This window comes from Mucilaginibacter roseus (genome assembly GCF_021215455.1).
GTDB classification, from domain to species: Bacteria; Bacteroidota; Bacteroidia; order Sphingobacteriales; family Sphingobacteriaceae; genus Mucilaginibacter; species Mucilaginibacter roseus.
This window is the reverse complement of sequence record NZ_JAJPWV010000002.1, coordinates 232,707-257,100: the sequence shown is the minus strand read 5'-3', so window position 1 is coordinate 257,100 and position 24,394 is coordinate 232,707. Positions and strand designations below refer to the sequence as shown.

Below are 24,394 nucleotides of genomic sequence, written 5' to 3'. Positions count from 1 at the left end.
TATGGACTTGACGCATATTGACAGCAAGGGAAACCCCGCTATGGTTGATGTGGGCACCAAACAGGTAACCGCCCGCAAAGCCGTAGCGCAAAGTATTGTTTTATTGCCCGATGAAGTTTTAACTTTACTGGAGGGCGATGAACTGCGCTCCAAAAAAGGGCCGGTATTTCAAACCGCTATTATTGCCGGTATAATGGCCGCCAAAAAAACCGGCGAGCTGATACCGCTTTGCCATCCATTGGGTTTAGATAACTGCTCGGTAACCATTAGCTTTAACGCGGAGCGCGAGGTGGTGGTGGAGTGTACCGCTGCCATAACCGCGCGTACCGGGGTAGAGATGGAGGCATTGGTAGGTGCATCCATAGCGGCGCTAACCATTTATGATATGTGCAAGGCCATGAGCCATAGCATCGTGATAAAAGAAACACGGCTTGTTGAAAAAACAGGAGGGAAGAATGACTTTAAACGGGCATAATAAACATACCAAACTGGCGAGGCCGTCGTTCGGTAATTTCGGGCGTAACGAGTGGGCCGTTTTGGGCACACCGTGCACCGTAATTAAGCGATTGGCCGATGACGTGATCAAAGCTTTGGCTCCCGATTATAAAGGCGCTTACGCCGATACCACACATGCCGATGATATAACTCACGCTCCGGGTCGCTTAGGCGCTGGAGCGGTGTTGGAATATACCGACCAACTTCAATATTCGCAGTTAAGTTATGCCGCGCCGCTAACGCCGTTTCAATTAAGGCAGCACTTTTCGCAGGTTGATTTGGTGTTGGTTAACGGCAACCATCAGCAGGCCAAGGCACAGGTGGTGATACTGGACGAAAATAAGAAGGCATCTCTGCAAAAGCGTGTTTCGCAATTAACCAATGTTGAACTGATATTGGTAAGCGATAATACCAACGAGGTTTTTGATTTTGTGCAGGATGCCGTACTAAATTGGCGCGATATACCCATGCTTAAAGTGGATGATCTGCAAGGGGTAATTACTTTTTTTAAAGGTAAACTCATACAAAACCAGCCTAAGCTTAACGGCCTGGTACTTGCCGGTGGCAAAAGCCAGCGCATGGGCTTTGATAAAACCGCCGTAAAATGGCACAGTAAGGAGCAGCGCTATCACATTGCCGATATGCTGCGTGGGTTTTGCAACGAGGTATTTATATCCTGCCGTGCAGAACAGCAGGATCAGGTAGAAACGGGTTATGCTGTTTTACCGGATACCTTTATCGATCTGGGGCCGTACGGGGCAATCCTTTCGGCTTTTCGCCGTGACCCTGACAGTGCCTGGCTGGTAGTAGCGACCGATCTGCCTTTACTGGATGAAACAACCATACAGCACTTAGTCGCTTTGCGCAATCCTGCCGCTATAGCCACGGCTTACACCAGTGGGTTTGATGGCTTGCCCGAGCCGCTAATTACTATTTGGGAGCCTAAAAGCTATCCGCAATTGCTGGCGTTTTTGGCGCAGGGCTATAGCTGCGCGCGCAAAGTGCTAATTAACAGCGATACTTCGCTGATACCACCAGCCAACCCGGACGCGCTTACCAACGTAAATACACCGGAAGAGCATGACCGGATTAAACAATTACTTCACCAAAACATAGCATCACATGACTAATGATTGGGCACGATACCATTGCCAGATAGCCTTACCCGGCTTTGGCGAGGCGGCACAGCAGCGTTTGCAGCAGGCCAGTGTTTTAATTGTGGGTATGGGCGGTTTAGGTTGCCCAACCGCTTTGTACCTTACTTCGGCAGGGGTGGGCACTATAGGTATTGCCGATTTTGATACGGTTAGCGAGGGTAATCTGCACCGGCAGGTGTTGTTTGGTCCGGATGATACGGGTAGTAATAAAGCCGCAGTAGCCTGCCGCAAACTCAAAAAGCAAAACCCCGCGGTTGAATTTGTACCTTATGAACAACGCATAACTACCAAAAACGTACTCGAAATTATGACAGAGTATGATATGGTTGTTGATTGTACCGATAACTTTGAAACCCGCTACTTGCTGAACGATGCCGCCGTTATCAGCGGAAAACCGTTGGTTTATGGTGCTATTTACCAGTTTGAAGGGCAGGTTGCGATATGGAATGTTGCCTTGGATAGTGGCGACCGTTCACCCAATTACCGCGATCTGTATCCGAAGGTAAATGCCGCCCAGATACCCAATTGTACCCAGGGCGGTGTGATACCTACCTTAGCTGGTATAATTGGTTGCCTGCAAGCCAATGAGGTAATAAAATACATTACGCAAACCGGCAATCTGCTTGCCGGCAAGCTTTTGGTATTTGATGCCCAAACGCTGCAAAGCCGGGTTGTAAAAATAGGTACGCTTACAAAAACCAGCATCACCACATTGCCGGTATCGGGAGAGGAAGTGCCGGATATTGATCAATCTGAACTTAAAGAAATAATGGTGAGTGGCGATGTACAACTGATAGATGTACGTACCCGCGAGGAACGCCAGGCACATCATATTGGCGGTAAACATATCCCGCTTCATGAGCTTGAAAATAATTTTCATGAGGTTGATCCGGCCAAAACAAATGTGTTTTACTGCGCCTCCGGCAAACGCAGTGCCGAAGCAGTTAAAATAGCCACTCGTGCGTTGCCCGATATTAAGGTGATGTCGCTTAAAGGAGGCCTGAATGAGTGGCTCGACGAAAACGGGTAAGTAATCGTTTACGGATGCGCGGCCACCCAAACCTCGCCATCCTCAAAAAATTCCTTCTTCCAGATGGGTACGGTTTGTTTCAGGGTGTCGATAATATAGCGGCAGGCGGTAAAGGCGGCGTCCCGGTGCGCGGCAGATACGGCGATGATAACCGGTATTTCGCCAACCTGTAATACTCCGGTGCGATGGTGTATCAATACCTTTTGCAAAGGCCATTGCTCAAATGCGGCTATAGCTATTTTCTCCATCTCGCGCATGGCCATGGTTTGGTAAGCCTCAAACTCCAGGCGTAAAACGGTTCTGCCTTTGGTGGCATTGCGTACGGTACCTATAAAAACATTAATGCCGCCACTTTCGGGTGCCATTACCCATTGGCTGCAATTGGTAACATCCAGTGGCTCATCGGTAATCAATATGTTGATAGGGGAGCTGCTCATTATCATCCGCCGCTTACAGGTGGAATAATGGCCACCTCATCACGCTGATGAATATAATCCTCCGGCAGGGCATATTCGTTATTTATGGCGATAAGGTAAGATGATAGTTGCTTTAAACGAGGGTATTGCTGTTCCAAAGTATATTTCAGGCTCATAACGGTGGCATCGTTCACCAACTCCAGTTGTATGGATGGAGCGTTAAAAATGTCCTTAGCAACACCAAATGCCAAAACAGTGATCGTCATATATAGATTGAATAGTGGCTACAACAAATATATGAACATAAATTATTAATGGTTCCAACTAATAGTCATCATCATCGTTTACATTAATCCCTACTTTTGCTTAAAATATCTATGAAATTCCTTTTCCTCGGTCTGGCTATCATATTTGAAGTTATCGGTTCAAGCCTGCTTCAAGCATCACACCAGTTCACTAAGCTTTTGCCCGGCATCATGGCGGTGGTATGTTACCTGTGCTGTTTATACTTCTTTTCCATCTCACTCAAAAGCATTCCGTTAGGCGTAGCCTATGCCATATGGGGTGGCTTAGGTATAGTACTTACCGCGCTGGTATCGGTTTTTGTGTTCCGGCAATCGTTGGATATCCCCGCTATCATCGGCATGGTTATGATAGTTGGAGGAGTTATTGTAATGAATGTGTTTTCAAAATCTGTATCTATTTAAATTAAGCATCTGATTGTTAGATTTTTAATATAAAAATATCCTCAGTAACAAAAATAGTATATAAAGTATATAGATTTTGTATACATTTGTATCATCATACCATGAAAGCACAACAATTAACATCTGTTAAAAAAATCACGTCCCATTGCCAACCATATGCCGGTATGTGTTGTTGTTGCCATTGATCGAACGGATAATAAACTCAATTGATCGTACTTTTTGCAACAACTAAATTAAATGAACACCTCTACGCTTTACGATGAAGTGGCTGTAAATGAAGCCCGCTTATCGTTTAATAATCAAAACTTTCAAACCAACTCGCTTACATGCAATTATACCGACCTGCATCTATCAGCCGCTGGTAACCGCTGGTACGAGTACTACAACGGCGCTATAACACATGGTTTTATTGACCTTAAAAAATATAATAACAAACCGCTGGTAGTTGCTTTTTATTCGTGCAATTGGGGCAATACAGGCCTAAGCTTTTTACGGTCGCTTAGCGCTATACAGGCTGAAATTAGGGCCAATGGCGGTAATTTATTGGTAGTGCTACCAAAGGCAGAACAGCATTTAGAGCAAATAGCCTGGCTTAACAGCCTTACCCTCAGTTTTTATACTGATGAACAGCATGCGTTAGCACACCGGTTAAATTTATATAAAGAGCTATCGCAAAGCTACACTAACGGTGATGATATAAAAACATTATTACCTGCTGTTTATGTTTGCGATGCGGGCCGAAACGTAGCTTATAAATATGTTTATCGTAATGACTTAGGTGGTTTTTCGGCCGCGGATGTGATATCGGCGGTATATAATTCAGCGCGTTTCATAAACAAAAAAGAATTTATATAATTAGTTTCAAGTAGGTTAAAGTGCCAGGGGGATGAACCGTGTGTTTATCCCCCTTTATTTTGCATATTTATACAAATTATCAGGCTGATGAATACCGATAAAAAAGATTATGACGCGGTAGTGGTAGGTTCGGGCCCTAACGGGCTTGCCGCCGCCATACTATTACAGCAGCAAGGGCTGCAAGTGCTGTTGGTTGAAGGTAAAAGTACTATCGGTGGGGGACTACGCAGTGCAGAATTAACCTTGCCTGGTTTTAAACACGACATTTGCTCGGCCATTCACCCGCTTGCTGCCGGTTCGCCGTTCTTTGCTAAATTACCGCTTCATCAGCACGGATTAGAGTATATAGCGCCCGAAGTGGATGCAGCCCATCCTTTTGACGACGGAACCGCGGCTGTCTTAAAACGCTCGGTAGACGAAACCGCTTCGTTACTTGGTGCCGATGCTGATACTTACCGCAAATTGATTGGCCCGGTGGTGAAAAACTGGCCGGGTATGGCAGCAGACATTTTAGGCCCGCTGCACATCCCCTCAAAGCCGTTCGCCATGGCGCATTTTGGTTTATCGGCGTTACAACCGGCTACTATGCTGGCTAAGCGATTTAAAACTGTGCAGGCGAAGGGCCTGTTTGCCGGGATGGCCGCACATTCAATACAGCCATTAAGTAACCTGGCCACATCAGCCATAGGTATGGTGCTGCTGGCTAACGGGCATATCGGCGGTTGGGTGATACCTAAAGGCGGTTCGCAGAGTATCGCTAATGCGCTGGCATCCTACTTTACCTCATTAGGCGGAAAAATTGAGGTGAATACATACATCACATCGCTTGCGCAATTACCATCAGCACGTGCCGTATTTTTTGACGTTACGCCGAAGCAGTTGCTGCAAATTGCCGGGCATAAATTTTCGTCCATTTACAAATGGCAGTTGGAGCGTTACCGTTATGGCGATGGCGTATTTAAGGTAGACTGGGCGCTTGACGGCCCCGTACCTTTTACTGCCGAGGAGTGCCGCAAGGCTGGTACAGTGCATATTGGCGGTACATTGGAAGAGATCGAGATATCCGAAAAAGCATCTGCCGCGGGTATACATTGCGAAAAACCTTACGTACTGCTGGCACAGCAAAGTATGTACGATGCAACCCGAGCGCCCGAAGGCAAACACACCGTATGGGCCTATTGTCATGTGCCTAACGGATCGACCCGTGATATGACGGAGATCATCGAAAATCAGATCGAGCGCTTTGCCCCTGGTTTTAAGGACAGGATATTGGCCAAACATACCCTTAATACCGCCCAAATGCAAGAGCATAACCCCAACTACATTGGCGGTGATATTAACGGCGGCATAATTGATATCGGTCAACTATACACAAGGCCGGCATTGCGTTGGTCGCCATACAAAACATCGGCAAAAGGCATGTATATCTGTTCATCGTCAACCCCTCCTGGCGGTGGCGTACACGGTATGTGCGGTTACAACGCAGCCAAACGCGCATTAAAAAATATATTTAATATCAAATTAGCTAAACTTTAAAAGGCCTCGTTCAAGCCCAAAAACAAACCTTTGGCACCATATTTACCAAACGCGTAATCAATACAAAGGTTGGTACGGGTTGCTTTGTTAAACAGTACGCGTAAACCCGCGCCGCCGCCGGGTTGCCATACCTGGCCTATTTTAGTTCCCAGATCGTCATTAGCGGTTTGCATGTTAAAGAAGGTTACGCCGCTGATAAATTTGTTACGGGTGATCGGGAAACGGTATTCCACTTCGGAATAAGCGTACTGGGTGCCCTTAAAGTACGTAACGGTATACCCGCGACCACTGCGAAAGCTTGGATCTCGGCCTGTGCCGGGCAGTTCAAGGTAGGGCAGGGCACCGCCTATTACAAATGATGTCCAGTTCCAAAAAGCGATAACGTGCTCAGGGTTACGTTTCGACAAGCTCCAGTATTTCCTGAAATCAGTAGTTAACTGTGTAGCGTTTTTAGTGCTCCCAATCCAGGTTTGGTTTACCCGTATACCGGCATCAGCATAAATGCCTTTATAGGCCCGGTTCTGATTATCGCGCGTGGTATACTGTGCGTTAAACAATAAGCCATTCGAGCTGTAACTGCTGTTATTGAATCCGTTACGCTCATTGTAAATGTAATAAGGTGTTTGTGTTTCACCAACGGGGTTATTTCGGTCTTCAATACTCCGCCTGATATCAAACGATACCCCGGCACCTAAAAAAAGATTATCAGTTACCTGCTTGTAAACCTTTTCGCGGAAATTATAAAACAGCGAATGCAGCACATATCCTTTACGGTCAGGGTTACTTAATATCCTGTCTGCCTCGCTGCCGTTAGCGGCCTCGCCAATGCCTATACCAAAGTCGGGTGTTAGCGTTTTAGCGGCCACTAAACTGCCTTGTAAATTCCAGTGATTGCCCGGCGTAAATACGTTATGGCTCAAGTAAAAATAAATAATGCCCTTTGTAGTAATAGACGCGGATGTTGCCGCTACCGACATTAGCGTACCCGGCTCTCTACCTAATACGCGGCCTGCAACTGCTTTAATCCCGATCTGGAAACCAATACTCGGGTTTGAGGCCACGTTAGGCATCAGTGTAATTCCAGATTTCTTTTTAAGCGAGTCCGGCTTTTTATTTGGATGAATTACATCCTGTATCAGGTCGCTTATATCATACTGCCCGGCATATTCAACCTTGGGCTTTTTAATTGTATCGGCTTGCAGCGAGTCGGTTTTAAGCGAATCAGTAGTGGCTTGCACCTGGGCATAACCCTTGGGGGCAAAAAGCACAGCTATGGTGAGCAGCGCAGCGCTTTTAAGTATAGTGGTGTATCTTAATGGTTTATGCACTTTATCCGTTTTAATTTTTACGCAGATGATGATCAAATAAAACTTAACTTTTAACCTATTTATTATCAAAAGGTTTTTACTGTTGATACAGCTTAATTAAACCGAGGCTATAGTTGTGAAAATGTTTAAAACATTATTGTTACTATATTTGGATTTAATCTAAATAGTATTACTTTTGTTTTATACACTTCTACAAAAAAGGAATGCAGGTTAAAGAGGTAGTTGATAATCCAAAGTTTACAGAGGTTTTTACCACGGCGCGAGGCGCTATTTATCAATCGGACAGCGAGACTTGCTGGTATATTGATTTTGCCGGTAAACTTGCCCGTTTTGATTACCGTTGCCTGCTTAAGCTAAAAAGGGCTATCGACAGTATTGACATCGAGCAAAAACTGATGGATGCCAAGTCGCCTGATATGGAGATCATCTTTATTTGTGCCTGCGACGATACTTACGTGTTAACCCTTACCCAGATTATTCATTTCAAAGAGCTTTTGCAAGGTACTTTTGTAATGCTCGATCTTAATCAGATCATCAACAATCGCCTTTACCGTACAGCGGTTTAATTGTACTTAGATTGCTTCTATATTGCTAATATTTAATTGTTTGGGTTGTTATAGCACTATCTTTGCAGTGTTATTAATGATTAAAACAGTTAAATCATGAAAGATATTATTCGCGTAAAGTCACTTTTATCAACCGAGATAGAAGAGGTTTTAAATCAACAAATTAAAAAAGAAGCGCAATCAGCGTCAATATACTTAGCCATGGCCTCATGGTGCGACCGTAACGGTTTTGATAATTCAGCCGACTATTTTTATAAACAGTCTGAAGAGGAAAGAGAACATCAGTTAAAATTCTTCAAATACGTGTTGGATATGGGTGGTACCGCCATTTCGCCGGAGGTTACCAATATCAAAATCGAGTACAACTCATTCCGCGAAGTATTTGAGGATGCATTGGAGCAGGAGGTAAGCGTTACCGAATCAATCAAAGCCATAGCCAGCCGTTGCTACAAAGAGCAGGATTTTGTAACCCTTGAATTCCTGAACTGGTTCTTTAAAGAGCAACGTGAAGAGGAATATAAAGCCCGCCGCGCGCTGGAACTGTTTGAAGTTATTGGCGAAGAAGGTACCGGCCGTTGGGAAATTGACCGCCATATCCCTAAAATCAGCTATAGCAGCGAGGCTTAATCCTGCTGCTGCATGAGGTTGGCTAACATGCGTAATACCTCTTTTTCAGAATATTCTTTCAGCCATATATTTTCGGGCTGCATGTTACAGACCGGTGCAAACTTGCACCGGTCTGTGCATTCTATACGTATTACTTCAATATCTACCTTGCTTTTGTTGTGCTTAACAAAGCTCGACGCCATTTTATAAGTATCTTTTCCACCTCTTTTTCCGCATTTGCTGCCGGTGCATATGTACAGCACTTTATCGGGCACCTCAAATTTTCCCATGTAACAAATTTATGTAATCATACTCAAACGGCGGTTATAATGTTTTCGGTATAGTGCTTTAAATTAAGTATAAAACAATTTTACCGTTACGGTTATTAGCTATACAGCTAAACCCTTGTAAGGCCTTTCGGGCACAAATTTTGTGTTTGTTTGCCAATTAAGATTATATTTGAGTGTTTTTTCGTTTTAATAAATTATTAAAACCGAACAATAAAAACGAGTCATGAAATACAACATCCTCGCTTTTGCTGTACCGCTCTTTGTAGTATTTATGCTGCTGGAGTATTTCGTCGCAAAACAAAAAAAACTAAAGCTATTTGATCTTCACCGTTCAATAGCTAACGTAAGCATCGGTATACTGGAACGCTTAACTGATGTGCTTGCTGCTGCGGTATTTTATGGCGTTTATGATTATCTGCAAAAAACCTACGGTATATTTGAGATAAAGCCATCCATAGCCATGTGGATTTTGCTTTTTTTGGGTACCGATTTTATATGGTACTGGTACCATCGCCTGGCGCACGAAATGAACGTGCTTTGGGCGGTACACGTAGTGCACCACCAAAGCGAGGATTTTAATTATACCGTTTCTGCACGTATTACTTTGTTGCAGGCTATGGTGCGCACAGGTTTTTGGAGCGTATTACCCATACTTGGCTTCCCTGCCGAAATGATTGTGGTGATGTTGCTGATACACGGCCTGTACCCGTTTTTTGTACATACACAAGTAATAGGCAAACTGGGTTTTTTAGAATACTTTTTAGTAACGCCGTCGCATCACCGCGTGCACCACGCTTGCAACGATGAATATCTTGATAAGAATTACGGCGACGTACTGATCATCTGGGACAAGCTTTTCGGTACATTTAAAAAAGAGGATGAAAAGCCTGTTTACGGTTTAACGCACCAGTTAAATACCTACAGCTTTATGTGGCAGCATTTCCATTTCTTTATAGAGTTGTGGATAATGGTAAAGCGTGAAAAAACGCTGAAAGGCAAGATTCGTATGATATTCGGTAGTCCGAACCTGATCGATCCATCGGCACGTGAAAATGCCGAACGTATATTCGGTGTAAAGGTACACGAAGAGCCAATGCAGCAGCGCCTGAATAATTATGTAGTATGGCAGGTAATATTTATGCTGGTTACGTTGTTCTTTTTCATTTTGTTTGAATTTGAACTTGGCGCAACGGAGAAATTCTTGTTCACGGCGTTCACGGTACTTACACTGATTAATTGCGGCGCCATTATGGAGCAAAAGAAATGGGTGTTTGCGGTAGAGTTTTTGCGCATGTTGGTTATTGGCAGCGCGCTGTACGTTTATAACGCCGATTATCATATCATGACCTTTTTCATTTGCGCGGTACTGGCGTTGTTAGCGCTATTCTATCGCACGGTTGAAGAGCGCTACCTGTCCGTAGTTTACCAGGAACAATAAAAAGAAGTAACATACATAAAGGGCCGATAGTAAAACTACCGGCCCTTCGCATTTATATATTAAAGTGTCAGCTTTAGCAATTTCCTTCAGGTCCGCAAGAGTCGCCTTCAGCATTCAATAGCTGCGGTTTTTCTTCGCTCCTAACCTTATCTAATACCTGTTTAAAAACCTCGGTAGGCTGTGCGCCTGATACCGCGTACTTGTTGTTGAATACGAAGAAGGGTACGCCCTGCACACCTATTTGGCGCGCATGATAAATATCCTCTTCCACTTCCTGCTTAAAAGCATCGCTGTTCAGTGCGGCAGCTATGTCCGCAGCCTCGAGCCCATTGGCTGTACCTATTTGTGTGAGCGTTTCCGCGTCGCTAATATTTTTACCCTCGGTAAAATAGGCATACAGCAGGGCTTCTTTAACCTCATTCTGCTTACCAAATTTTGCAGCTAAGTGCAGCAGGCGATGGGCATCCAGTGTGTTGGCTATCTTAGCAATATCAAAATCATACTTCAACCCCAACTCGGCAGCCTGGGCGGTAACGTAGGCATTCATCTCCTTAGCTTTTTCGAGAGGAAAACCTTTACGATCGGCCAGGTACCGGTCAATAGTTTGTCCCTCCTTGTATTGCGCGTCAGGATCAAGCTGAAAGCTGTGCCAAACTATTTCAACGTCATCAGCAAAGCCGTCGAGGGCATTTTCAAAACGGCGCTTGCCTATATAACAAAACGGACAAACAATGTCCGACCAGATATCAACTCTCATGCTACAAAGTTAAGCAGCGTAAATGCAAACAATGGTTACGCTATTGTAAGGTTTTATAAGCCCCAGGCAGTAACAACTATACTGCGGTTGCCGCCATGGTTGCGGTGTTCGCATAGGTAAATGCCTTGCCACGTGCCCAGCGCCAACCTGCCGTTTGTTATGGGTATAGTTACCGAACTGCCCAACATGGCCGCTTTAAGGTGGGCGGGCATATCGTCTGATCCTTCGTAATCATGCTCATAATCCGGGTCGTTCTCCGGAACGGTCTTGTTAAAGTACATTTCAAAATCCATACGAACGGTTGGGTCGGCATTCTCATTAATGGTGAGAGACGCTGATGTATGTTGAATAAATACCTGCAACATGCCTGTTTTAATTTCGCTTAGCTGAGGCAGCGCCTGCAATACATCATTAGTAATGAGGTGGAAACCCCTGCGACGGGCGGTAAGGCGTATATGTTGCTGGTAAATTTTCATGCTATAGTTGTTAATGTGCGCTAATATACTGAACTTGAAATCGACGTAAATGGTTTAAAAATGGCTGAAATAACAATTATTGGCAGTGGAGATGCATTCGGTAGCGGTGGCCGCATGAGCACCTGCTTTTACGTGAAGGCAGATGGCGGTAACTTTTTAATAGACTGTGGCGCGAGTGCAATCCCCGGTATCAAGAAGAATGGTATTAATCCGGATGATATTGACGTGGTGCTGCTAAGTCACTTTCATGGCGATCATTATGGTGGATTGCCGTTTTTGTTGCTGGAGATGGCTGTTTATGGGCGTTTAAAGCCGCTCGTAATTGTTAGCCCGCCCGGATGCCGGGAACGGCTGGAGAAATTGCTGGAGCTGCTATATCCTGGCACGGAGGTTTGGAGTAAGCTGAAGATCAACTTTTATGAATATGAAGCACACGTAACGCTTAACATAGGCCTGCTTAAGGTGACCGCTTTCCCGGTGATCCATACGGCAGAAGTGCTTCCACATGGTTTACGTATTCAGGTTGATGGAAAGATAATTGCCTACTCCGGCGATACCTCGTGGACGGATGAACTGATACCGTTGAGTGCCGATGCTGATCTGTTTATCTGCGAATGTAATTTTTTTGATCTGGAAGTGAAGAATCACCTAAACTATCAGACACTTAAAGAAAAACTGGTACTTTTATCTTATAAAAAGATATTCCTTACCCATTTTGATAACGAAATGATGCGGAATTTTGATAGGGTGGAGCTACCGTGCGCCTCGGATGGTATGCGGATTGCCTTTTAACTGGCCAGTCGGCTTTTATTAAACCATTTATTTACAACCTGCTCCAGGTCGGTAATATCAAAAGGTTTAACCAATATGTCGTCGGCGCGGCAGGCGCGGGCTATATCGTCAAGGCCAACCACTGCCGATACGATTATCACCGGTATGTGGGCCGTATCAATATTTGACTTTAATTGGGCACAAATCATGTCTCCGGTTATATTGCCGCTCAACGAATAATCAAGCAACACTACATCCGGCTTGAGGCTTCTAACAGCTTCTAAATAGTGAACCGACGGCGTTTGTGATACCTCATATCCGGCATCAGTAAGGATGTAATCAACTATCTCGGCAATAGCTTCATCGTTCTCAATAAGCAAAACACTTTTTTTCATACCTGTACGCTTTTAGTAAAACAGGCAATTAGATGGGCGATTGTCTGAATTATATTATGAATATAAATACTTAATATAAAGGTAAGCCTTATTTTGACATTAACAAGTTTATTAAATAATTAATTCGCAGTTATTTTAAGTTAGTTAGCTTAGGTGCAGTAAAGAAAATTCACCTGATAATCAACTAATCCTGCAGGTTGTATGAGATGTTTTTATTAACTATTAGTTTAGATAAAGTTGGCGGAATTGATAATATTGTTTTGCGAAAAATATCCCACCTTTAACAATATAAAATGTACTTGATAAAAGATATAAAGCAAAAGCTGGAAGCAATATTACCCGCCGAACGTATCAAAACACGGTTGATCGATCTGGTATCATACGCGTCGGACGCGGGTTTTTATACGCTTACGCCACAGGCGGTAGTGCAACCGGTTAATGAAGATGAGATCATTTCACTTTTTGAATTTTCTCGTGAGCATAATATTCCATTGGTTTTTCGTACCGGGGGTACGAGTTTGTCGGGCCAATCCATAACTGATGGTATACTGGTTGATCTGAGCCAGCATTGGGATAAGATCAGCATTGAAAATAACGGCGGCGAGGTGCGTGTACAGCCAGGCATCACCGGTGGTATGGTGAACAGCTATCTGCGAAAGCATAAAAAAAAGATAGGGCCTGATCCGGCAAGTATCAACTCGGCCATGATGGGCGGCATCCTCTCTAATAACTCCAGCGGCATGTGCTGCGGAGTAAAGCAAAATTCTTATCATACGGTGAGGCATATCCGGTTCATTTTGCCCGATGGTAAAGTTTTTTGTACAGAAATTGAAGATGATTACCGCCGCTTTGAGCAGGATTGTAATGAGTTATACAAATTGCTTAGCAATACACGTAAAAAATTGCTGGCCGATACGGAACTGTATAACAAGATACGCGGCAAATACCAGATTAAAAACACGGTTGGCTATGCCGTTAACGCGCTGATAGACCATGAGCACCCGTTGGATATTTTGGCTCACCTGTTGATTGGCGCCGAAGGTACGCTCGCCTTTATTGCCGAAACGGTGATGAACACGGTGCCTGAGTATCCTTTTAAATCAGCGGCATTGCTATACTTTCCGGATATTTATACGGCATGCCAGACCATAGTGCCTTTAAATGATGCAGGAGCGAAAGCTATTGAACTAATGGACAGGGCATCGTTACACGCCATTGAGCATATGCCAAACCTGCCCGCCGTAATAAAAGGCTTACCAGAGCAGGCATGTTGCCTGCTGGTGGAGTTTCAGGAAGATACTTACGCCGAGATAGAACAAAAAGTGAATAGCTTTTTACAGCAATCAGAAACACTGGCCTTATTGCACGCCCCAGTATTTACCTCAAATCCGCAGGAATTGGAGTATTACTGGAAGATACGCAAAGGTTTATTCCCCTCGGTAGGGGCGGTGCGGGCCAGTGGCTCTACCGTTATTTTAGAAGATGTGGCTTTTCCGGTGCCTAAGTTGGGCGACGCGATATTGGATTTGCAGGCGCTGTTTAAAAAGTATGAATATAATAACGCCATCATTTTCGGCCATGCGCGCGATGGTAATATCCACTTTTTGATCACCCCGGAGTTTAACTCGCCCGATGAGGTTACCCGTTACGATAGCTTTATGCAGGAGGTGGTAACCATGGTGGTTGATAAGTACGATGGAGCGCTGAAGGCCGAACATGGCACCGGACGCAATATGGCGCCCTTTGTGCAAACTGAATGGGGCGATGAGATCTACGAAATAATGAAGCAGATTAAAGAGGCTGTTGACCCGGCTAACCTGCTTAATCCGGGGGTTATTATCAACGCCGATAAAAACGTCCACATTAAAAATATAAAACCCCTGCCAACGGTGGAGCACGAGGTGGATAAATGTATTGAATGCGGTTACTGCGAACATAAATGCCCCAGCCGCAATATTACTACTACGCCGCGCCGCAGAATAGTTATCCGCCGGGAGTTAAAAAAGATGGAGCTAAATGGCGATACGGTCAATCATAAAATATTACTCGATCAGTATCAGTATGATGGTATGGATACTTGCGCGGTTGATGGCCTTTGCGCTACCGCCTGCCCGGTTGATATTAACACGGGTGAGCTGATCAAGCGTCTGCGGCGCGAAAGCCATTCGCGGCTGGCAAACAAGGTGGCGCTAACCGTAGCCCGTAATTTTGGTGTGGTGATGGGTGCGGCCCGCTTTGCTTTGGGAGCAGGCAGCGTGGTGAATAAGATATTTGGCTCCGGGGCCATGACTAACATAACCACAGCGTTTAAACGCGTCATCCCCGCCATGCCTTTGTGGACGGAACAATTAGCCGCCCCACCAAATTTAAAACTGATAAGACAAAGTCGTGGCAAACAGCCGCAGGATGCAGAGGTGATCTATTACCCAAGCTGTATATCGCGTATGTTGGGCAGCGGGGTTAGGGGCAAAAAAAGCGTGATGGATACTTTTATGAGCGTATCACAAAAAGCGGGCATTAACGTAAGCATACCGGGCAACGTGTTTGGCAGTTGCTGCAGCCAGATATTCTCATCAAAAGGTTATGCCGATGCCAATAAGTATATGTCCAACGTTTTTATTGAACGGATGTGGGCGGCCAGTAACGAGGGCAAGATCAGGGTAGTGATCGATGTAAGCTCATGCGCCTACGCTATCAGGAATATGCGCCATCATTTAAGTGAAGCTAATCAGCATAAGTTTGACCGCATGAGCATTATGGATTGTGTGGACTACCTGCACGATGTGGTGATGCCTAAGCAGCAAAACATCAGCAAAAAAGGTGCGGTGGTGCTGCACCCGGTTTGCTCATTGCAAAAAATGAATACCCAGGGTAAATTTACCGCGCTGGCGCAACACTATGCCGCGCATGTTGATGTGCCGGTACATGCCGGTTGCTGTGGTATGGCCGGTGATCGTGGTTTCCTGGTCCCTGAACTAACCGCATCAGCCACCCTGCCCGAAGCATTGGAGGTGCAGCAGAAGCAGTACGACGGTTATTATTCATCTACCAAAACCTGCGAAATGGCCATGTCGCACGCGGTAGGGCAGGATTATGAATCAATACTTTACCTGCTTGACGAAGCGATGGAATAGAATTAGGTATAAGATTATTCAATCTCGGTAAATTATTTTGAAATAAATTTGCGCAACTTAAAAGTTGCATTTATATTAGCAACCCTAAGGTTGCATATTTTATATTGATGAAACAAGATATATTTCAAGCCATAGCCGATCCAACCCGCAGGGCCATTTTAACCCTGCTTGCAGTGCAGGCGATGACACCAAACGTGATGGCCGAAAAATTTGATATGAGCCGGCAGGCCGTATCAAAACATATAAAGGTATTGCAGGAGTGTGATTTGATAAAGCCTGAACACCAGGGCAGGGAGATCTATTATCATTTCAATGCGCAAAAGATGCAGGAATTTGATCATTGGTTAGCGCAATTCAGGCAAAGCTGGCAAACCCAATTCAATCAGCTCGATAAACTACTATCAACCATTAAGAAGTAAAATAATGAACAATGACCTGCTATTTGATTTTAATGTTGACAAAGCAGCCAAAACGGTATACATCACCAGGGAATTCAATGCCGGGCTTGATTTAGTATGGGATGCTTTTACTAAGGCTGAACTGCTGGATCAATGGGGAGCGCCTGCACCAATGCGCGCCAAAACCAAGTACATGGACTTTAAGGTAGGAGGTCGCAGGTTTTACGCAATGATAAGTCCGGATGGGCAGGAGCGCTGGGCGGTACAGGAGTTTACATCTATCACTCCCAAAACTAATTTTAAAATGTATAACACCTTTGCGGACAAGGATGAGAATAGGGAATTGCCCGGTTCGGACTGGGATTATAATTTCAGCGAGCAAGATGGCATCACCCGGGTTGACATTGTTATTTACAACGAATCGTTTGAGCGTTTAGAGAAACTACTGGAAGGCTTCAAGATTGGTTTCACCATGACCTTGAAAAACCTGGAAGAACTATTGGCCAATTATTCATCTTAAAACAAACTTAATATTAACCAATTTTTAAAATAAACACCATGAGAGCAATCAATCCCTGGATCAACTTTAACGGCAATGCCGAAGAAGCGTTCAATTTTTACCAATCAGTTTTTGGTGGCGAGTTTACAAAAGTTACCCGGTTTAAGGACTTATCAAGCCCCGAGTTTCAGGTGCCTGAAGACGAGGCAAACAAGATAATGTACATTGGCTTACCACTTGGCAAAAACAATGTGCTTATAGCTAATGATGTTCCCGCGTTTATGGGGCAGGTGAACGAAAACGAAAACCGCTCAAAAATATACGTAAGTGCTGAAAGCCGAGAGGAAGCAGAAAAGATATTTAACGGATTATCAGCAGGCGGCGATGTGGAAGGGCCTATCGGCGACAGTCCATGGGGTACCTATGCCGGCATGTTCAGGGATAAATATGGCATTGAATGGATTGTTGAGTTTGATCCGGCTGGATAAGCCACCGCTTTTCAAATTCCTCAAAAAAAATAGGCTGCTCAATTATTGAGCAGCCTATTTTTTTTAATATTATAGTGGCAATTAAGCTGCCGGGGCAAGCATTTTAATAAATGATGCCAGTTTTTCTTTCATTTCGCGGCGATCAACAATAAAGTCAAGGAAACCGTGTTCCTGAACAAACTCTGCTGTCTGGAAGCCTTTAGGCAGATCCTTCTTGATCGTTTCTTTAATAACCCTCGGGCCTGCAAAACCTATTAGTGAGCCTGGTTCGGCAATGTTAATATCGCCCAGCATGGCGTATGATGCCGTAACACCACCCGTAGTAGGGTCAGTCAACAGGGAAATAAATGGCAATTTAGCCTGGCTTAGTAACGCCAGCTTAGCTGATGTTTTGGCCATCTGCATCAGTGAAAAAGCCGCCTCCATCATACGCGCACCGCCTGATTTTGAGATGAGCAGGAACGGCATTTTATGCTGTATGCAATAATCGATAGAACGGGCAATCTTTTCACCTACAACCGAGCCCATTGAACCACCAATAAAATTGAAGTCCATACAGGCAATAACAATGTCCTGCCCGTCAATTTTACCATTTGCCGAACGCAATGCATCCGTCAGTCCGGTTTTTTTAGTAGTTTCCTTTATACGGTCGGTATATTTTTTGGTGTCCTCAAAATGCAGCGGGTCGCCCGAGCGCAGGTTGCCAAAAAGTTCAGTAAATTCGTTGTTATCAAATAAAATCGAAAAATATTCTTTTGAGCCAATACGTAAATGATAGCCGCAATAGTGGCAAACATACTGGTTCTCAACTTGCTCCGAATAATGCAGGGGCTTTTTACACTCAGGGCATTTGTTCCAGATACCATCCGGTGCCTCTTTCTTTTCCTGAGTAGTCGTAATTATCCCTTTGCTTTCTCGCTTAAACCACGCCATATCGTTTTCTGTGTCTGTCAAAATGAGATGCAAAGAAACGAAAAAAAAAGTTTACTTAATTGTTTCTAATAAATTGAGTTTTTAAGCGTTAATATTACATATGTGTAGTAATTACACTATGTTTATAAAAAAACAGCATATAATTAGCTGTTTACATCATATAACAAGTTTAATTTTATATCTTCGGAGCCCAAACCAAACGTTAAATAATTAATGAGTTTAAAAGATTATAAAGGCGTTCTGCACGGCGATCAGGTGCAGGAGCTATTTGAGGCAGCTAAAAAGCACCAGTTTGCTTTACCTGCGGTAAACGTTATAGGTACAAACACTGTAAATGCTGTTATGGAAACAGCTAAAGCGGTAAATTCACCTGTTATTATTCAGCTTTCAAACGGCGGGGCTCAGTTCTACGCCGGTAAGTCATTAGATAATTCAAAACTTCAGGCTTGTATATTAGGTGCCGTATCGGCAGCTAAACACGTTCACCTGCTTGCCGAGCATTACGGTGTTGCGGTTATTTTGCATACCGACCACGCGGCGAAAAAACTGTTACCTTGGATTGACGGTTTGTTAGAGCACGGCGAGAAATTTTTTGCCGAAACAGGTAAGCCATTGTTTTCATCACACATGCTCGATCTTTCTGAAGAGCCAATCGAAGAGAACATTGAAATATCAGCAAAATACTTGGAGCGTATGGCCAAAATGGGCATGACAGTAGAAATTGAGCTTGGTGTAACCGGTGGTGAGGAAGATGGTGTTGATAACAGCGATGTTGACAGCGCTCGTTTATACACCCAGCCTGAAGAGGTTGCTTACGCTTACGAAGAGCTATCAAAAGTAAGCCACCGCTTCACCGTTGCCGCTGCATTTGGTAACGTGCATGGTGTTTACAAACCAGGTAACGTAAAATTACAACCTGTTATCCTGCACAACTCTCAGGAATTCCTGAAAGAAAAACACGGCATCGCTGCTGAAAAACCGATCAACTTTGTATTCCACGGTGGTTCAGGTTCAAGCCAGGAAGAAATCCGTGAGGCTATTTCATACGGCGCTATCAAAATGAATATTGACACCGATATGCAGTGGGCTTTCTGGGAAGGTATTAAAGACTTCTACCAGTCAAAAGAAGCTTATCTGCAAGATCAGATTGGTAACCCGGAAGGCGAAGATTCTCCTAACAAAAAATACTACGATCCGCGCGTTTGGTTACGCAAGGCTGAAGAAAACTTTGTGAAAAGGTTAACCGTTGCGTTTGGTGATTTAAATTGCATCGACGCTAACAGCAAGCTGTAAATTATTCTTTATAGTGATAAAAAGGAGTGCGGGTTTAAACCTTGGCGCTCCTTTTTTGTTTTTATTATATAATACACACCATCAATATGCCAAAGGCGAAAAAGAATTTATTTGAGCGTTTTGCCAACTGGGCTACAAACGCCACAGGCAGTTCAACCGCGTTTATAGTAGCATTTGCTATCATTATAGTTTGGGGTATTACCGGGCCAATATTTGGTTACTCAGATACCTGGCAACTGGTTATCAATACCGGAACCACCATTGTAACCTTTTTAATGGTGTTTTTGATTCAGAAAACGCAAAACAAAGATTCAAAGGCTATCCACCTTAAATTAAATGAACTGATTGCCTCGCACCAGGGAGCCAGCAACCGTATGGTTGATATTGAAGATTTAAATGAAGAGGAGTTGGATAAACTGCACAAATTTTACGAACAACTATCTGATCTGGCCGAAAAAGAGGACGACATATTGTGTACGCACTCTATTGACGCGGCGAATGACAATCACAACGCTAAACTGGAATTAAATAAACACTCGCGAAAACATAAAAAATAAAGGGTTTAGCTCTTTTTGGAATAAACTTTGCTTGAAAGCATATTATAATTTGTAGTGTTGTGAATACTGAACTATTTCAAGAAATGCTGAATCGCCTGAGAGCACAAGCCGATACTTATCGAACTAACTTATCGCGTTATAAAAACGGGTTAGATATTTTGCATAACAATATCAATAAGTTTAATAATGACTTATTGAACACCAGGATTAAGTTTGAAAACTTGAACGTCAAACCGGAAACCAAACTGCCGGTAATGAAATTATATTCTTACAACGAGCAGGTTGCATAATCTTAATTTTTATACTTTTCATTTATTAAGTGTACTAACGGTCCACTTATAAGTCGCCCTCCGATAATTATTTTGCCATTTTGAATTTGAAACTAAAACGAAAGTATTAACTTCAAACTTTCTAAATCATGTTTCATAAACGCTAAAAATGGGAAGAATCACGTCTTTTTTTAAAATTGTAGTTTTAACACTTATTTCGCTTCCGGCAATTTTGATGCCGGCAAGAGCGCAGTCTAAAAAAACTGAACCCAAATATTCTGCTTATTTGTTCGCTTATTTTACCGGCAACCAAAAAAACGATGAAGCTATACATTTTGCGTTGAGTAATGACGGATATACTTACCGCGCTTTAAATCATGACCGGCCGGTAATCAGCTCGGCCAAGATAAGCGAAACGGGAGGCGTACGCGATCCGCATATAATGCGCGGCGCTGATGGCAAAACATTTTATATGGTAGCTACCGATATGGTGTCTGACAAGGGTTGGGACTCTAACCGCGCCATGGTACTGCTCAAATCAACCGACCTCGTAAACTGGTCATCATCCGTTGTTAATATTCAAAAGCGCTTTAAAGGCAATGATAGCTTGATGCGTGTTTGGGCACCGCAAACCATTTACGATGCCGCTAAAGGCAAGTACATGATCTACTGGTCAATGAAACATGGTCGTAGCGGGCGCGATATTATTTATTACGCCTATGCTAACGCTGCCTTTACAGATCTGGAGACAGAACCCAAACAGCTTTATTTCAGTCCGGATAACGGCTCATGCATTGATGGCGAGATTGTTAAAAAGGACGGCGTATTCTACCTTTTTTATAAAACTGAAGGCTCCAACCTTGGCATTAACATAGCGACATCAACTAAGCTTACCGAGGGATATAAATTACAGAGCAGGGATGTGCAGCAAACTAAAGAGCCGGTTGAAGGTTCGGGTGTTTTTAAGCTGAATGATGGTAGCGGATATATACTGATGTATGATGTTTATGCCAGCGGCCGTTACGAGTTTACCAAGAGTACCGACTTTAAAAAGTTTACGGTTGTAAACAGCGATGTAAAGATGAACTTTCACCCGCGCCACGGTACGGTAATGCCGATCACCGCCGCCGAGGCAGCAAGGCTTTCGGCTAAATGGTTGAGCGCTGATGAGGTTTTGGGCTCAGCAGCTAATCCTGCTTTAAAAACAATCAACTCAAAGTTAGATACCACAGCCAAAACGTTGGAGCTCGCGGTTAAACCGGGCACATCATTATTAGCGTTTAATCCCGGGTTTATCACCTTTCCGGGCGTAGTGGTAACACCAAAAGTGGCTAACCTTTCAACCGGAGCTAAAGTGTTTACGGTAAGTGTAGCGGGCAAGGCCCCTGTTAAGTACAAGGTAAGCGCGGTTGAAAATCATAACCCGGTTTTGGCTGGTTTGTATGCTGACCCGGATATTTTGTATGCTGAAAAAACCGGAAAATTTTATTTGTACCCAACAAGTGATGGGTTTGATGGTTGGTCGGGCAAATACTTTAAAGCATTTTCATCATCGGATATGGTGAACTGGAAGGATGAAGGCGTGATACTCGATCTGCCGAAGGATGTTAAATGGGGCAAGCGCAATGCCTGGGCTCCTTGTATTATTGAAAAGAAGATCAATGGCGCGTACAAGTATTTCTACTATTTCTGCGCGGCACAAAAAATAGGGGTGGCCGTTGCTGATAACCCGGCCGGGCCGTTTGTTGATTTGGGAAAACCGCTGATAGACGCTTTCCCGGAAGGAGTAACCAACGGACAGCAGATCGATGCCGACGTATTTACCGACCCAAAAACAGGTAAAACCTATTTGTACTGGGGCAATGGCTACATGGCGGGTGCCGAACTGAATGAGGATATGGTTTCACTAAAGCCGGGCACTACCAAAGTTTTAAAACCGGCTAACGATTACCGCGAGGGTACCTATGTATTTTATCGCAACGGTAAATATTATTTTATGTGGTCTGAAGATGATACCCGCAGTCCTGATTACCGGGTAGCTTACGGCGTGTCTGATTCGCCACTGGGTGAAATCTCTATTCCCAAAAACAGCATTATACTAAAAAAAGATGCGGCGCAAGGAATTTACGGCACGGGGCACAATTCGGTAATACAAATTCCGGGTACGGATGAGTGGTATATTGTTTATCACCGGTTCAACTATCCCAAAGGCATTACGATGGGCGGCGCAGCCGGTTTTAACCGCGAGGTTTGTATTGACAGAATGTATTTTAACGCCGATGGAACCATAAAGCAGGTTGTGCCTACGCATAAAGGCATATCGCCCGTAAAAGTTAAAAAGTAGTATATCATTTATTCTTACCTATGAAGATCAGTCATTTAACCCTGGCAACATTGTTTGCATTCGGTACTGTATTTAATGTACGCGCTCAAACAGCCATAAAGCAACTTACCGTTACCATTGATGGCAGCAAAACGGCGCAAACGGTACATAATATCGGCGCTTCGGGTTGCTGGTTCTCGGAGGGGATTGGCAAATACTGGCCATCTGCCAAGCGCGAAAAAATAGCTGAGCTGTTATTCAGCAAACAAACCGATGCACAGGGTAACCCTAAAGGCATAGGTCTCTCCGCGTGGCGGTTTAACATTGGCGGCGGTACTGCCGAACAGGGTGATAGCAGCGGTATAGTTGATTTCAGGAGGAGGGCGGAGAGTTTTCTGGCTCCTGATGGTACGTATGATTGGAATAAACAGGCCGGTTACCAATGGTTTGTGCGCAAGGCTAAAAGCTATGGTGTTGAAAACCTTATCGCTTTTTCAAATACTCCACCCGTACAGTTCACCAAAAACGGCCGTGGCTTTAAAACCGAAAAGGACTATATATCAAACCTGAAAGAAGATAAATATGATGCTTACACCAAATTCTTAACTGAAGTAATTAAGCATTTTGATAAGGAGGGGTTGCACTTCAGCTACATCAGTCCGGTTAATGAGCCGCAATGGGATTGGTCAAACCCGCCGGGAAAAGCCAGCCAAGAAGGCAGCCCGTGGACGAATGCAGAGATACACCGGGTTATTAAATCGCTGAGCAGCGAATTAGAGAAAAATAATTTGTCGACCAAAATATTGACTACCGAGGCGGCCATGCTTACCTACCTGTATAGCGGCAAAACAGCGTCTACAAAACAAATACAGCAGCTGTATGCCGATACCTCGAAGATCAATATCAGCAGGCTAAAGTTTGTACCGCCTGTAGTGGCGGGCCACAGTTATTTTACTGATAAAGGTGATAGCACCATCATAAACGTACGCAAAAACGTAGCCGATACAGCTAAGAAATACGGACTTGAATACTGGCAGTCAGAGTATTCTATGCTTGACGATGGTTTTAGGGAAGGTGAAAAGGGCAGGCGCAGCGCCATTGATTGCGCTTTGTTTTTGGCTAAAATGATACACCATGACCTTACCGTGGGCAACGCCTCTGCGTGGCACCTCTGGAACTCGTACGAACCCGGTGGAGCCGAGTTTGATACCCGTTATTACCTGATAGCGCTTAACCCAAACAAAGAATATACAGACGGTGAATTTACCGTTACCAAAAATTTATGGGCCATGGGTAACTACAGTTTATTTGTACGGCCTGAAATGAAACGCATTGCGGTTGAGCGCAATGATGGCCTTGACTTTTATAAGCAGGCCCAGGATGTAATGGTTTCAGCTTATACTAACGGTAAAGGTAAGCTGGTAGTAGTTGCAATTAACTATACCAGGGATAATACCGCGTTAAAGCTCAATTTAAGTAACCTGAAAAAAGGTTCAACATATCGTACCTATGTTACTTCGGCAGCGGCGGAAGATAATCTTAAGGCATCGCCTGTGCAAAAGGCTGGCGGCCCGGTTAATTTGAAGCCAAGATCGGTTACTACTATTGTGTTTAATTAAAGAGAGGCGCAATGCCCCACTTACAGTACATATCATTAATATTATTTATATTTTTACC

The 24,394-nt window shown here is 44.1% G+C and carries 26 protein-coding genes; 18 read left to right on the top strand and 8 right to left on the bottom strand.

Going from position 1 to position 24,394, the window contains the following annotated elements:
- The first annotated feature begins 1 nt into the window (after window position 1).
- From moaC to LT679_RS05905, 3 genes are read left to right on the top strand one after another with little or no spacing between them, the layout of a single operon-like run.
- Window positions 2–475 (top strand): cyclic pyranopterin monophosphate synthase MoaC, encoded by a 474-nt coding sequence (moaC, locus tag LT679_RS05915; RefSeq protein ID WP_232176484.1) that lies wholly within the window; start codon window positions 2–4, stop codon window positions 473–475.
- A complete protein-coding gene (locus LT679_RS05910; protein ID WP_232176482.1) occupies window positions 456–1,625 on the top strand; it encodes an NTP transferase domain-containing protein in 1,170 nt (389 codons plus the stop codon). The genes moaC and LT679_RS05910 overlap by 20 nt, the downstream gene beginning before the upstream one ends.
- Window positions 1,618–2,682 (top strand): HesA/MoeB/ThiF family protein, encoded by a 1,065-nt coding sequence (locus LT679_RS05905; RefSeq protein ID WP_232176480.1) that lies wholly within the window; start codon window positions 1,618–1,620, stop codon window positions 2,680–2,682. Before LT679_RS05910 ends, LT679_RS05905 begins: the two co-directional genes overlap by 8 nt.
- Before the next feature lie 8 nt (window positions 2,683–2,690).
- Here the strand turns inward: LT679_RS05905 and LT679_RS05900 are convergent, their stop codons facing one another.
- Both LT679_RS05900 and LT679_RS05895 read right to left on the bottom strand, forming a co-directional pair.
- Window positions 2,691–3,119, bottom strand: a complete 429-nt coding sequence (locus tag LT679_RS05900) for a molybdenum cofactor biosynthesis protein MoaE (RefSeq protein ID WP_232176478.1) — start codon at window positions 3,117–3,119, stop codon at window positions 2,691–2,693.
- Window positions 3,120–3,121: 2 nt separating this feature from the next.
- Window positions 3,122–3,364, bottom strand: coding sequence for a MoaD/ThiS family protein (locus LT679_RS05895; RefSeq protein WP_232176476.1), 243 nt, complete (start codon window positions 3,362–3,364; stop codon window positions 3,122–3,124).
- A gap of 111 nt (window positions 3,365–3,475) precedes the next feature.
- On the opposite strand from LT679_RS05895, the gene LT679_RS05890 reads away from it, so the two are divergent.
- The 3 genes from LT679_RS05890 to LT679_RS05880 all read left to right on the top strand — a co-directional run bounded on the left by LT679_RS05890 (window position 3,476) and on the right by LT679_RS05880 (window position 6,196).
- A complete protein-coding gene (locus LT679_RS05890) occupies window positions 3,476–3,805 on the top strand; it encodes a DMT family transporter (protein ID WP_232176474.1) in 330 nt (109 codons plus the stop codon).
- A 237-nt stretch (window positions 3,806–4,042) separates the two neighbouring features.
- Window positions 4,043–4,660, top strand: a complete 618-nt coding sequence (locus LT679_RS05885; protein ID WP_232176471.1) for a redoxin domain-containing protein — start codon at window positions 4,043–4,045, stop codon at window positions 4,658–4,660.
- Between the two features lie 87 nt (window positions 4,661–4,747).
- Window positions 4,748–6,196 carry a phytoene desaturase family protein gene (locus LT679_RS05880; RefSeq protein WP_232176468.1) on the top strand — a complete coding sequence of 483 codons (1,449 nt, stop codon included), beginning with the start codon at window positions 4,748–4,750 and terminating at the stop codon, window positions 6,194–6,196.
- On the opposite strand, the gene LT679_RS05875 is transcribed toward LT679_RS05880, so the two are convergent.
- Complete coding sequence (locus tag LT679_RS05875; RefSeq protein WP_232176466.1) at window positions 6,193–7,524, bottom strand: BamA/TamA family outer membrane protein; 1,332 nt, start codon at window positions 7,522–7,524, stop codon at window positions 6,193–6,195. The genes LT679_RS05880 and LT679_RS05875 overlap by 4 nt on opposite strands.
- A 203-nt stretch (window positions 7,525–7,727) precedes the next feature.
- Here LT679_RS05875 and LT679_RS05870 point away from each other — a divergent pair, with 203 nt between their 5' ends.
- Both LT679_RS05870 and LT679_RS05865 read left to right on the top strand, forming a co-directional pair.
- On the top strand, window positions 7,728–8,090 hold the full coding sequence (locus LT679_RS05870; RefSeq protein WP_232176463.1) for a hypothetical protein: 363 nt from the start codon (window positions 7,728–7,730) through the stop codon (window positions 8,088–8,090).
- 96 nt (window positions 8,091–8,186) lie between these two features.
- Window positions 8,187–8,717 (top strand): ferritin, encoded by a 531-nt coding sequence (locus LT679_RS05865; RefSeq protein WP_232176461.1) that lies wholly within the window; start codon window positions 8,187–8,189, stop codon window positions 8,715–8,717.
- Here the strand turns inward: LT679_RS05865 and LT679_RS05860 are convergent.
- The gene (locus LT679_RS05860; protein WP_232176459.1) at window positions 8,714–8,986 is read right to left on the bottom strand and encodes a (2Fe-2S) ferredoxin domain-containing protein; all 273 of its coding nucleotides are present in this window, start codon (window positions 8,984–8,986) and stop codon (window positions 8,714–8,716) included. The genes LT679_RS05865 and LT679_RS05860 overlap by 4 nt on opposite strands.
- Before the next feature lie 223 nt (window positions 8,987–9,209).
- Between LT679_RS05860 and LT679_RS05855 the strand changes: the two genes are divergently transcribed.
- Window positions 9,210–10,424: a sterol desaturase family protein gene (locus tag LT679_RS05855; RefSeq protein ID WP_232176456.1), complete on the top strand. Its 1,215-nt coding sequence runs from the start codon at window positions 9,210–9,212 to the stop codon at window positions 10,422–10,424.
- Window positions 10,425–10,497: 73 nt separating this feature from the next.
- On the opposite strand, the gene LT679_RS05850 is transcribed toward LT679_RS05855, so the two are convergent.
- Window positions 10,498–11,181, bottom strand: a complete 684-nt coding sequence (locus LT679_RS05850; RefSeq protein ID WP_232176454.1) for a DsbA family oxidoreductase — start codon at window positions 11,179–11,181, stop codon at window positions 10,498–10,500.
- Between the two features lie 53 nt (window positions 11,182–11,234).
- Complete coding sequence (locus LT679_RS05845; RefSeq protein ID WP_232176451.1) at window positions 11,235–11,657, bottom strand: secondary thiamine-phosphate synthase enzyme YjbQ; 423 nt, start codon at window positions 11,655–11,657, stop codon at window positions 11,235–11,237.
- Between the two features lie 60 nt (window positions 11,658–11,717).
- Here LT679_RS05845 and LT679_RS05840 point away from each other — a divergent pair, with 60 nt between their 5' ends.
- Entirely contained in the window at window positions 11,718–12,449 is a 732-nt protein-coding gene (locus LT679_RS05840; RefSeq protein WP_232176449.1) for an MBL fold metallo-hydrolase, read from the top strand.
- On the opposite strand, the gene LT679_RS05835 is transcribed toward LT679_RS05840, so the two are convergent.
- A complete protein-coding gene (locus LT679_RS05835; RefSeq protein WP_232176447.1) occupies window positions 12,446–12,823 on the bottom strand; it encodes a response regulator in 378 nt (125 codons plus the stop codon). The genes LT679_RS05840 and LT679_RS05835 overlap by 4 nt on opposite strands.
- 293 nt (window positions 12,824–13,116) lie before the next feature.
- On the opposite strand from LT679_RS05835, the gene LT679_RS05830 reads away from it, so the two are divergent.
- The 4 genes from LT679_RS05830 to LT679_RS05815 all read left to right on the top strand — a co-directional run bounded on the left by LT679_RS05830 (window position 13,117) and on the right by LT679_RS05815 (window position 17,342).
- The gene (locus tag LT679_RS05830) at window positions 13,117–15,957 is read left to right on the top strand and encodes an FAD-binding and (Fe-S)-binding domain-containing protein (protein ID WP_232176445.1); all 2,841 of its coding nucleotides are present in this window, start codon (window positions 13,117–13,119) and stop codon (window positions 15,955–15,957) included.
- A 107-nt stretch (window positions 15,958–16,064) separates the two neighbouring features.
- Window positions 16,065–16,376 (top strand): ArsR/SmtB family transcription factor, encoded by a 312-nt coding sequence (locus tag LT679_RS05825; protein WP_232176443.1) that lies wholly within the window; start codon window positions 16,065–16,067, stop codon window positions 16,374–16,376.
- Window positions 16,377–16,380: 4 nt separating this feature from the next.
- Window positions 16,381–16,875 (top strand): SRPBCC family protein, encoded by a 495-nt coding sequence (locus tag LT679_RS05820; protein WP_232176441.1) that lies wholly within the window; start codon window positions 16,381–16,383, stop codon window positions 16,873–16,875.
- A gap of 38 nt (window positions 16,876–16,913) precedes the next feature.
- Window positions 16,914–17,342, top strand: a complete 429-nt coding sequence (locus LT679_RS05815) for a VOC family protein (protein WP_232176439.1) — start codon at window positions 16,914–16,916, stop codon at window positions 17,340–17,342.
- Between the two features lie 81 nt (window positions 17,343–17,423).
- Here LT679_RS05815 and accD read toward each other — a convergent pair whose 3' ends face one another.
- Complete coding sequence (accD, locus tag LT679_RS05810) at window positions 17,424–18,275, bottom strand: acetyl-CoA carboxylase, carboxyltransferase subunit beta (RefSeq protein WP_232177158.1); 852 nt, start codon at window positions 18,273–18,275, stop codon at window positions 17,424–17,426.
- Window positions 18,276–18,488: 213 nt separating this feature from the next.
- Here accD and fbaA point away from each other — a divergent pair, with 213 nt between their 5' ends.
- The 4 genes from fbaA to LT679_RS05790 all read left to right on the top strand — a co-directional run bounded on the left by fbaA (window position 18,489) and on the right by LT679_RS05790 (window position 24,336).
- Window positions 18,489–19,568, top strand: a complete 1,080-nt coding sequence (gene fbaA / locus LT679_RS05805) for a class II fructose-bisphosphate aldolase (protein WP_232176437.1) — start codon at window positions 18,489–18,491, stop codon at window positions 19,566–19,568.
- Between the two features lie 86 nt (window positions 19,569–19,654).
- Entirely contained in the window at window positions 19,655–20,125 is a 471-nt protein-coding gene (locus tag LT679_RS05800; protein WP_232176435.1) for a low affinity iron permease family protein, read from the top strand.
- 438 nt (window positions 20,126–20,563) lie between these two features.
- Entirely contained in the window at window positions 20,564–22,738 is a 2,175-nt protein-coding gene (locus LT679_RS05795) for a family 43 glycosylhydrolase (RefSeq protein ID WP_232176433.1), read from the top strand.
- A 20-nt stretch (window positions 22,739–22,758) separates the two neighbouring features.
- Window positions 22,759–24,336 (top strand): glycoside hydrolase, encoded by a 1,578-nt coding sequence (locus LT679_RS05790; protein WP_232176431.1) that lies wholly within the window; start codon window positions 22,759–22,761, stop codon window positions 24,334–24,336.
- Window positions 24,337–24,394: the final 58 nt, after the last annotated feature.

Bases quoted from the DNA above. Each gene is read 5' to 3' on its own strand.
- LT679_RS05880 (WP_232176468.1), top strand. From the start codon at position 4,748: ATGAATACCGATAAAAAAGATTATGACGCGGTAGTGGTAGGTTCGGGC.
- LT679_RS05865 (WP_232176461.1), top strand. From the start codon at position 8,187: ATGAAAGATATTATTCGCGTAAAGTCACTTTTATCAACCGAGATAGAA.
- LT679_RS05900 (WP_232176478.1), bottom strand. From the start codon at position 3,119: ATGAGCAGCTCCCCTATCAACATATTGATTACCGATGAGCCACTGGAT.
- LT679_RS05850 (WP_232176454.1), bottom strand. From the start codon at position 11,181: ATGAGAGTTGATATCTGGTCGGACATTGTTTGTCCGTTTTGTTATATA.
- LT679_RS05800 (WP_232176435.1), top strand. From the start codon at position 19,655: ATGCCAAAGGCGAAAAAGAATTTATTTGAGCGTTTTGCCAACTGGGCT.
- accD (WP_232177158.1), bottom strand. From the start codon at position 18,275: ATGGCGTGGTTTAAGCGAGAAAGCAAAGGGATAATTACGACTACTCAG.
- LT679_RS05825 (WP_232176443.1), top strand. From the start codon at position 16,065: ATGAAACAAGATATATTTCAAGCCATAGCCGATCCAACCCGCAGGGCC.
- LT679_RS05845 (WP_232176451.1), bottom strand. From the start codon at position 11,657: ATGAAAATTTACCAGCAACATATACGCCTTACCGCCCGTCGCAGGGGT.
- LT679_RS05895 (WP_232176476.1), bottom strand. From the start codon at position 3,364: ATGACGATCACTGTTTTGGCATTTGGTGTTGCTAAGGACATTTTTAAC.
- LT679_RS05840 (WP_232176449.1), top strand. From the start codon at position 11,718: ATGGCTGAAATAACAATTATTGGCAGTGGAGATGCATTCGGTAGCGGT.
- LT679_RS05790 (WP_232176431.1), top strand. From the start codon at position 22,759: ATGAAGATCAGTCATTTAACCCTGGCAACATTGTTTGCATTCGGTACT.
- LT679_RS05795 (WP_232176433.1), top strand. From the start codon at position 20,564: ATGGGAAGAATCACGTCTTTTTTTAAAATTGTAGTTTTAACACTTATT.
- fbaA (WP_232176437.1), top strand. From the start codon at position 18,489: ATGAGTTTAAAAGATTATAAAGGCGTTCTGCACGGCGATCAGGTGCAG.
- LT679_RS05855 (WP_232176456.1), top strand. From the start codon at position 9,210: ATGAAATACAACATCCTCGCTTTTGCTGTACCGCTCTTTGTAGTATTT.
- LT679_RS05815 (WP_232176439.1), top strand. From the start codon at position 16,914: ATGAGAGCAATCAATCCCTGGATCAACTTTAACGGCAATGCCGAAGAA.
- LT679_RS05860 (WP_232176459.1), bottom strand. From the start codon at position 8,986: ATGGGAAAATTTGAGGTGCCCGATAAAGTGCTGTACATATGCACCGGC.
- LT679_RS05870 (WP_232176463.1), top strand. From the start codon at position 7,728: ATGCAGGTTAAAGAGGTAGTTGATAATCCAAAGTTTACAGAGGTTTTT.
- LT679_RS05835 (WP_232176447.1), bottom strand. From the start codon at position 12,823: ATGAAAAAAAGTGTTTTGCTTATTGAGAACGATGAAGCTATTGCCGAG.
- LT679_RS05820 (WP_232176441.1), top strand. From the start codon at position 16,381: ATGAACAATGACCTGCTATTTGATTTTAATGTTGACAAAGCAGCCAAA.
- LT679_RS05885 (WP_232176471.1), top strand. From the start codon at position 4,043: ATGAACACCTCTACGCTTTACGATGAAGTGGCTGTAAATGAAGCCCGC.
- LT679_RS05910 (WP_232176482.1), top strand. From the start codon at position 456: ATGACTTTAAACGGGCATAATAAACATACCAAACTGGCGAGGCCGTCG.
- moaC (WP_232176484.1), top strand. From the start codon at position 2: ATGGACTTGACGCATATTGACAGCAAGGGAAACCCCGCTATGGTTGAT.
- LT679_RS05890 (WP_232176474.1), top strand. From the start codon at position 3,476: ATGAAATTCCTTTTCCTCGGTCTGGCTATCATATTTGAAGTTATCGGT.
- LT679_RS05905 (WP_232176480.1), top strand. From the start codon at position 1,618: ATGACTAATGATTGGGCACGATACCATTGCCAGATAGCCTTACCCGGC.
- LT679_RS05830 (WP_232176445.1), top strand. From the start codon at position 13,117: ATGTACTTGATAAAAGATATAAAGCAAAAGCTGGAAGCAATATTACCC.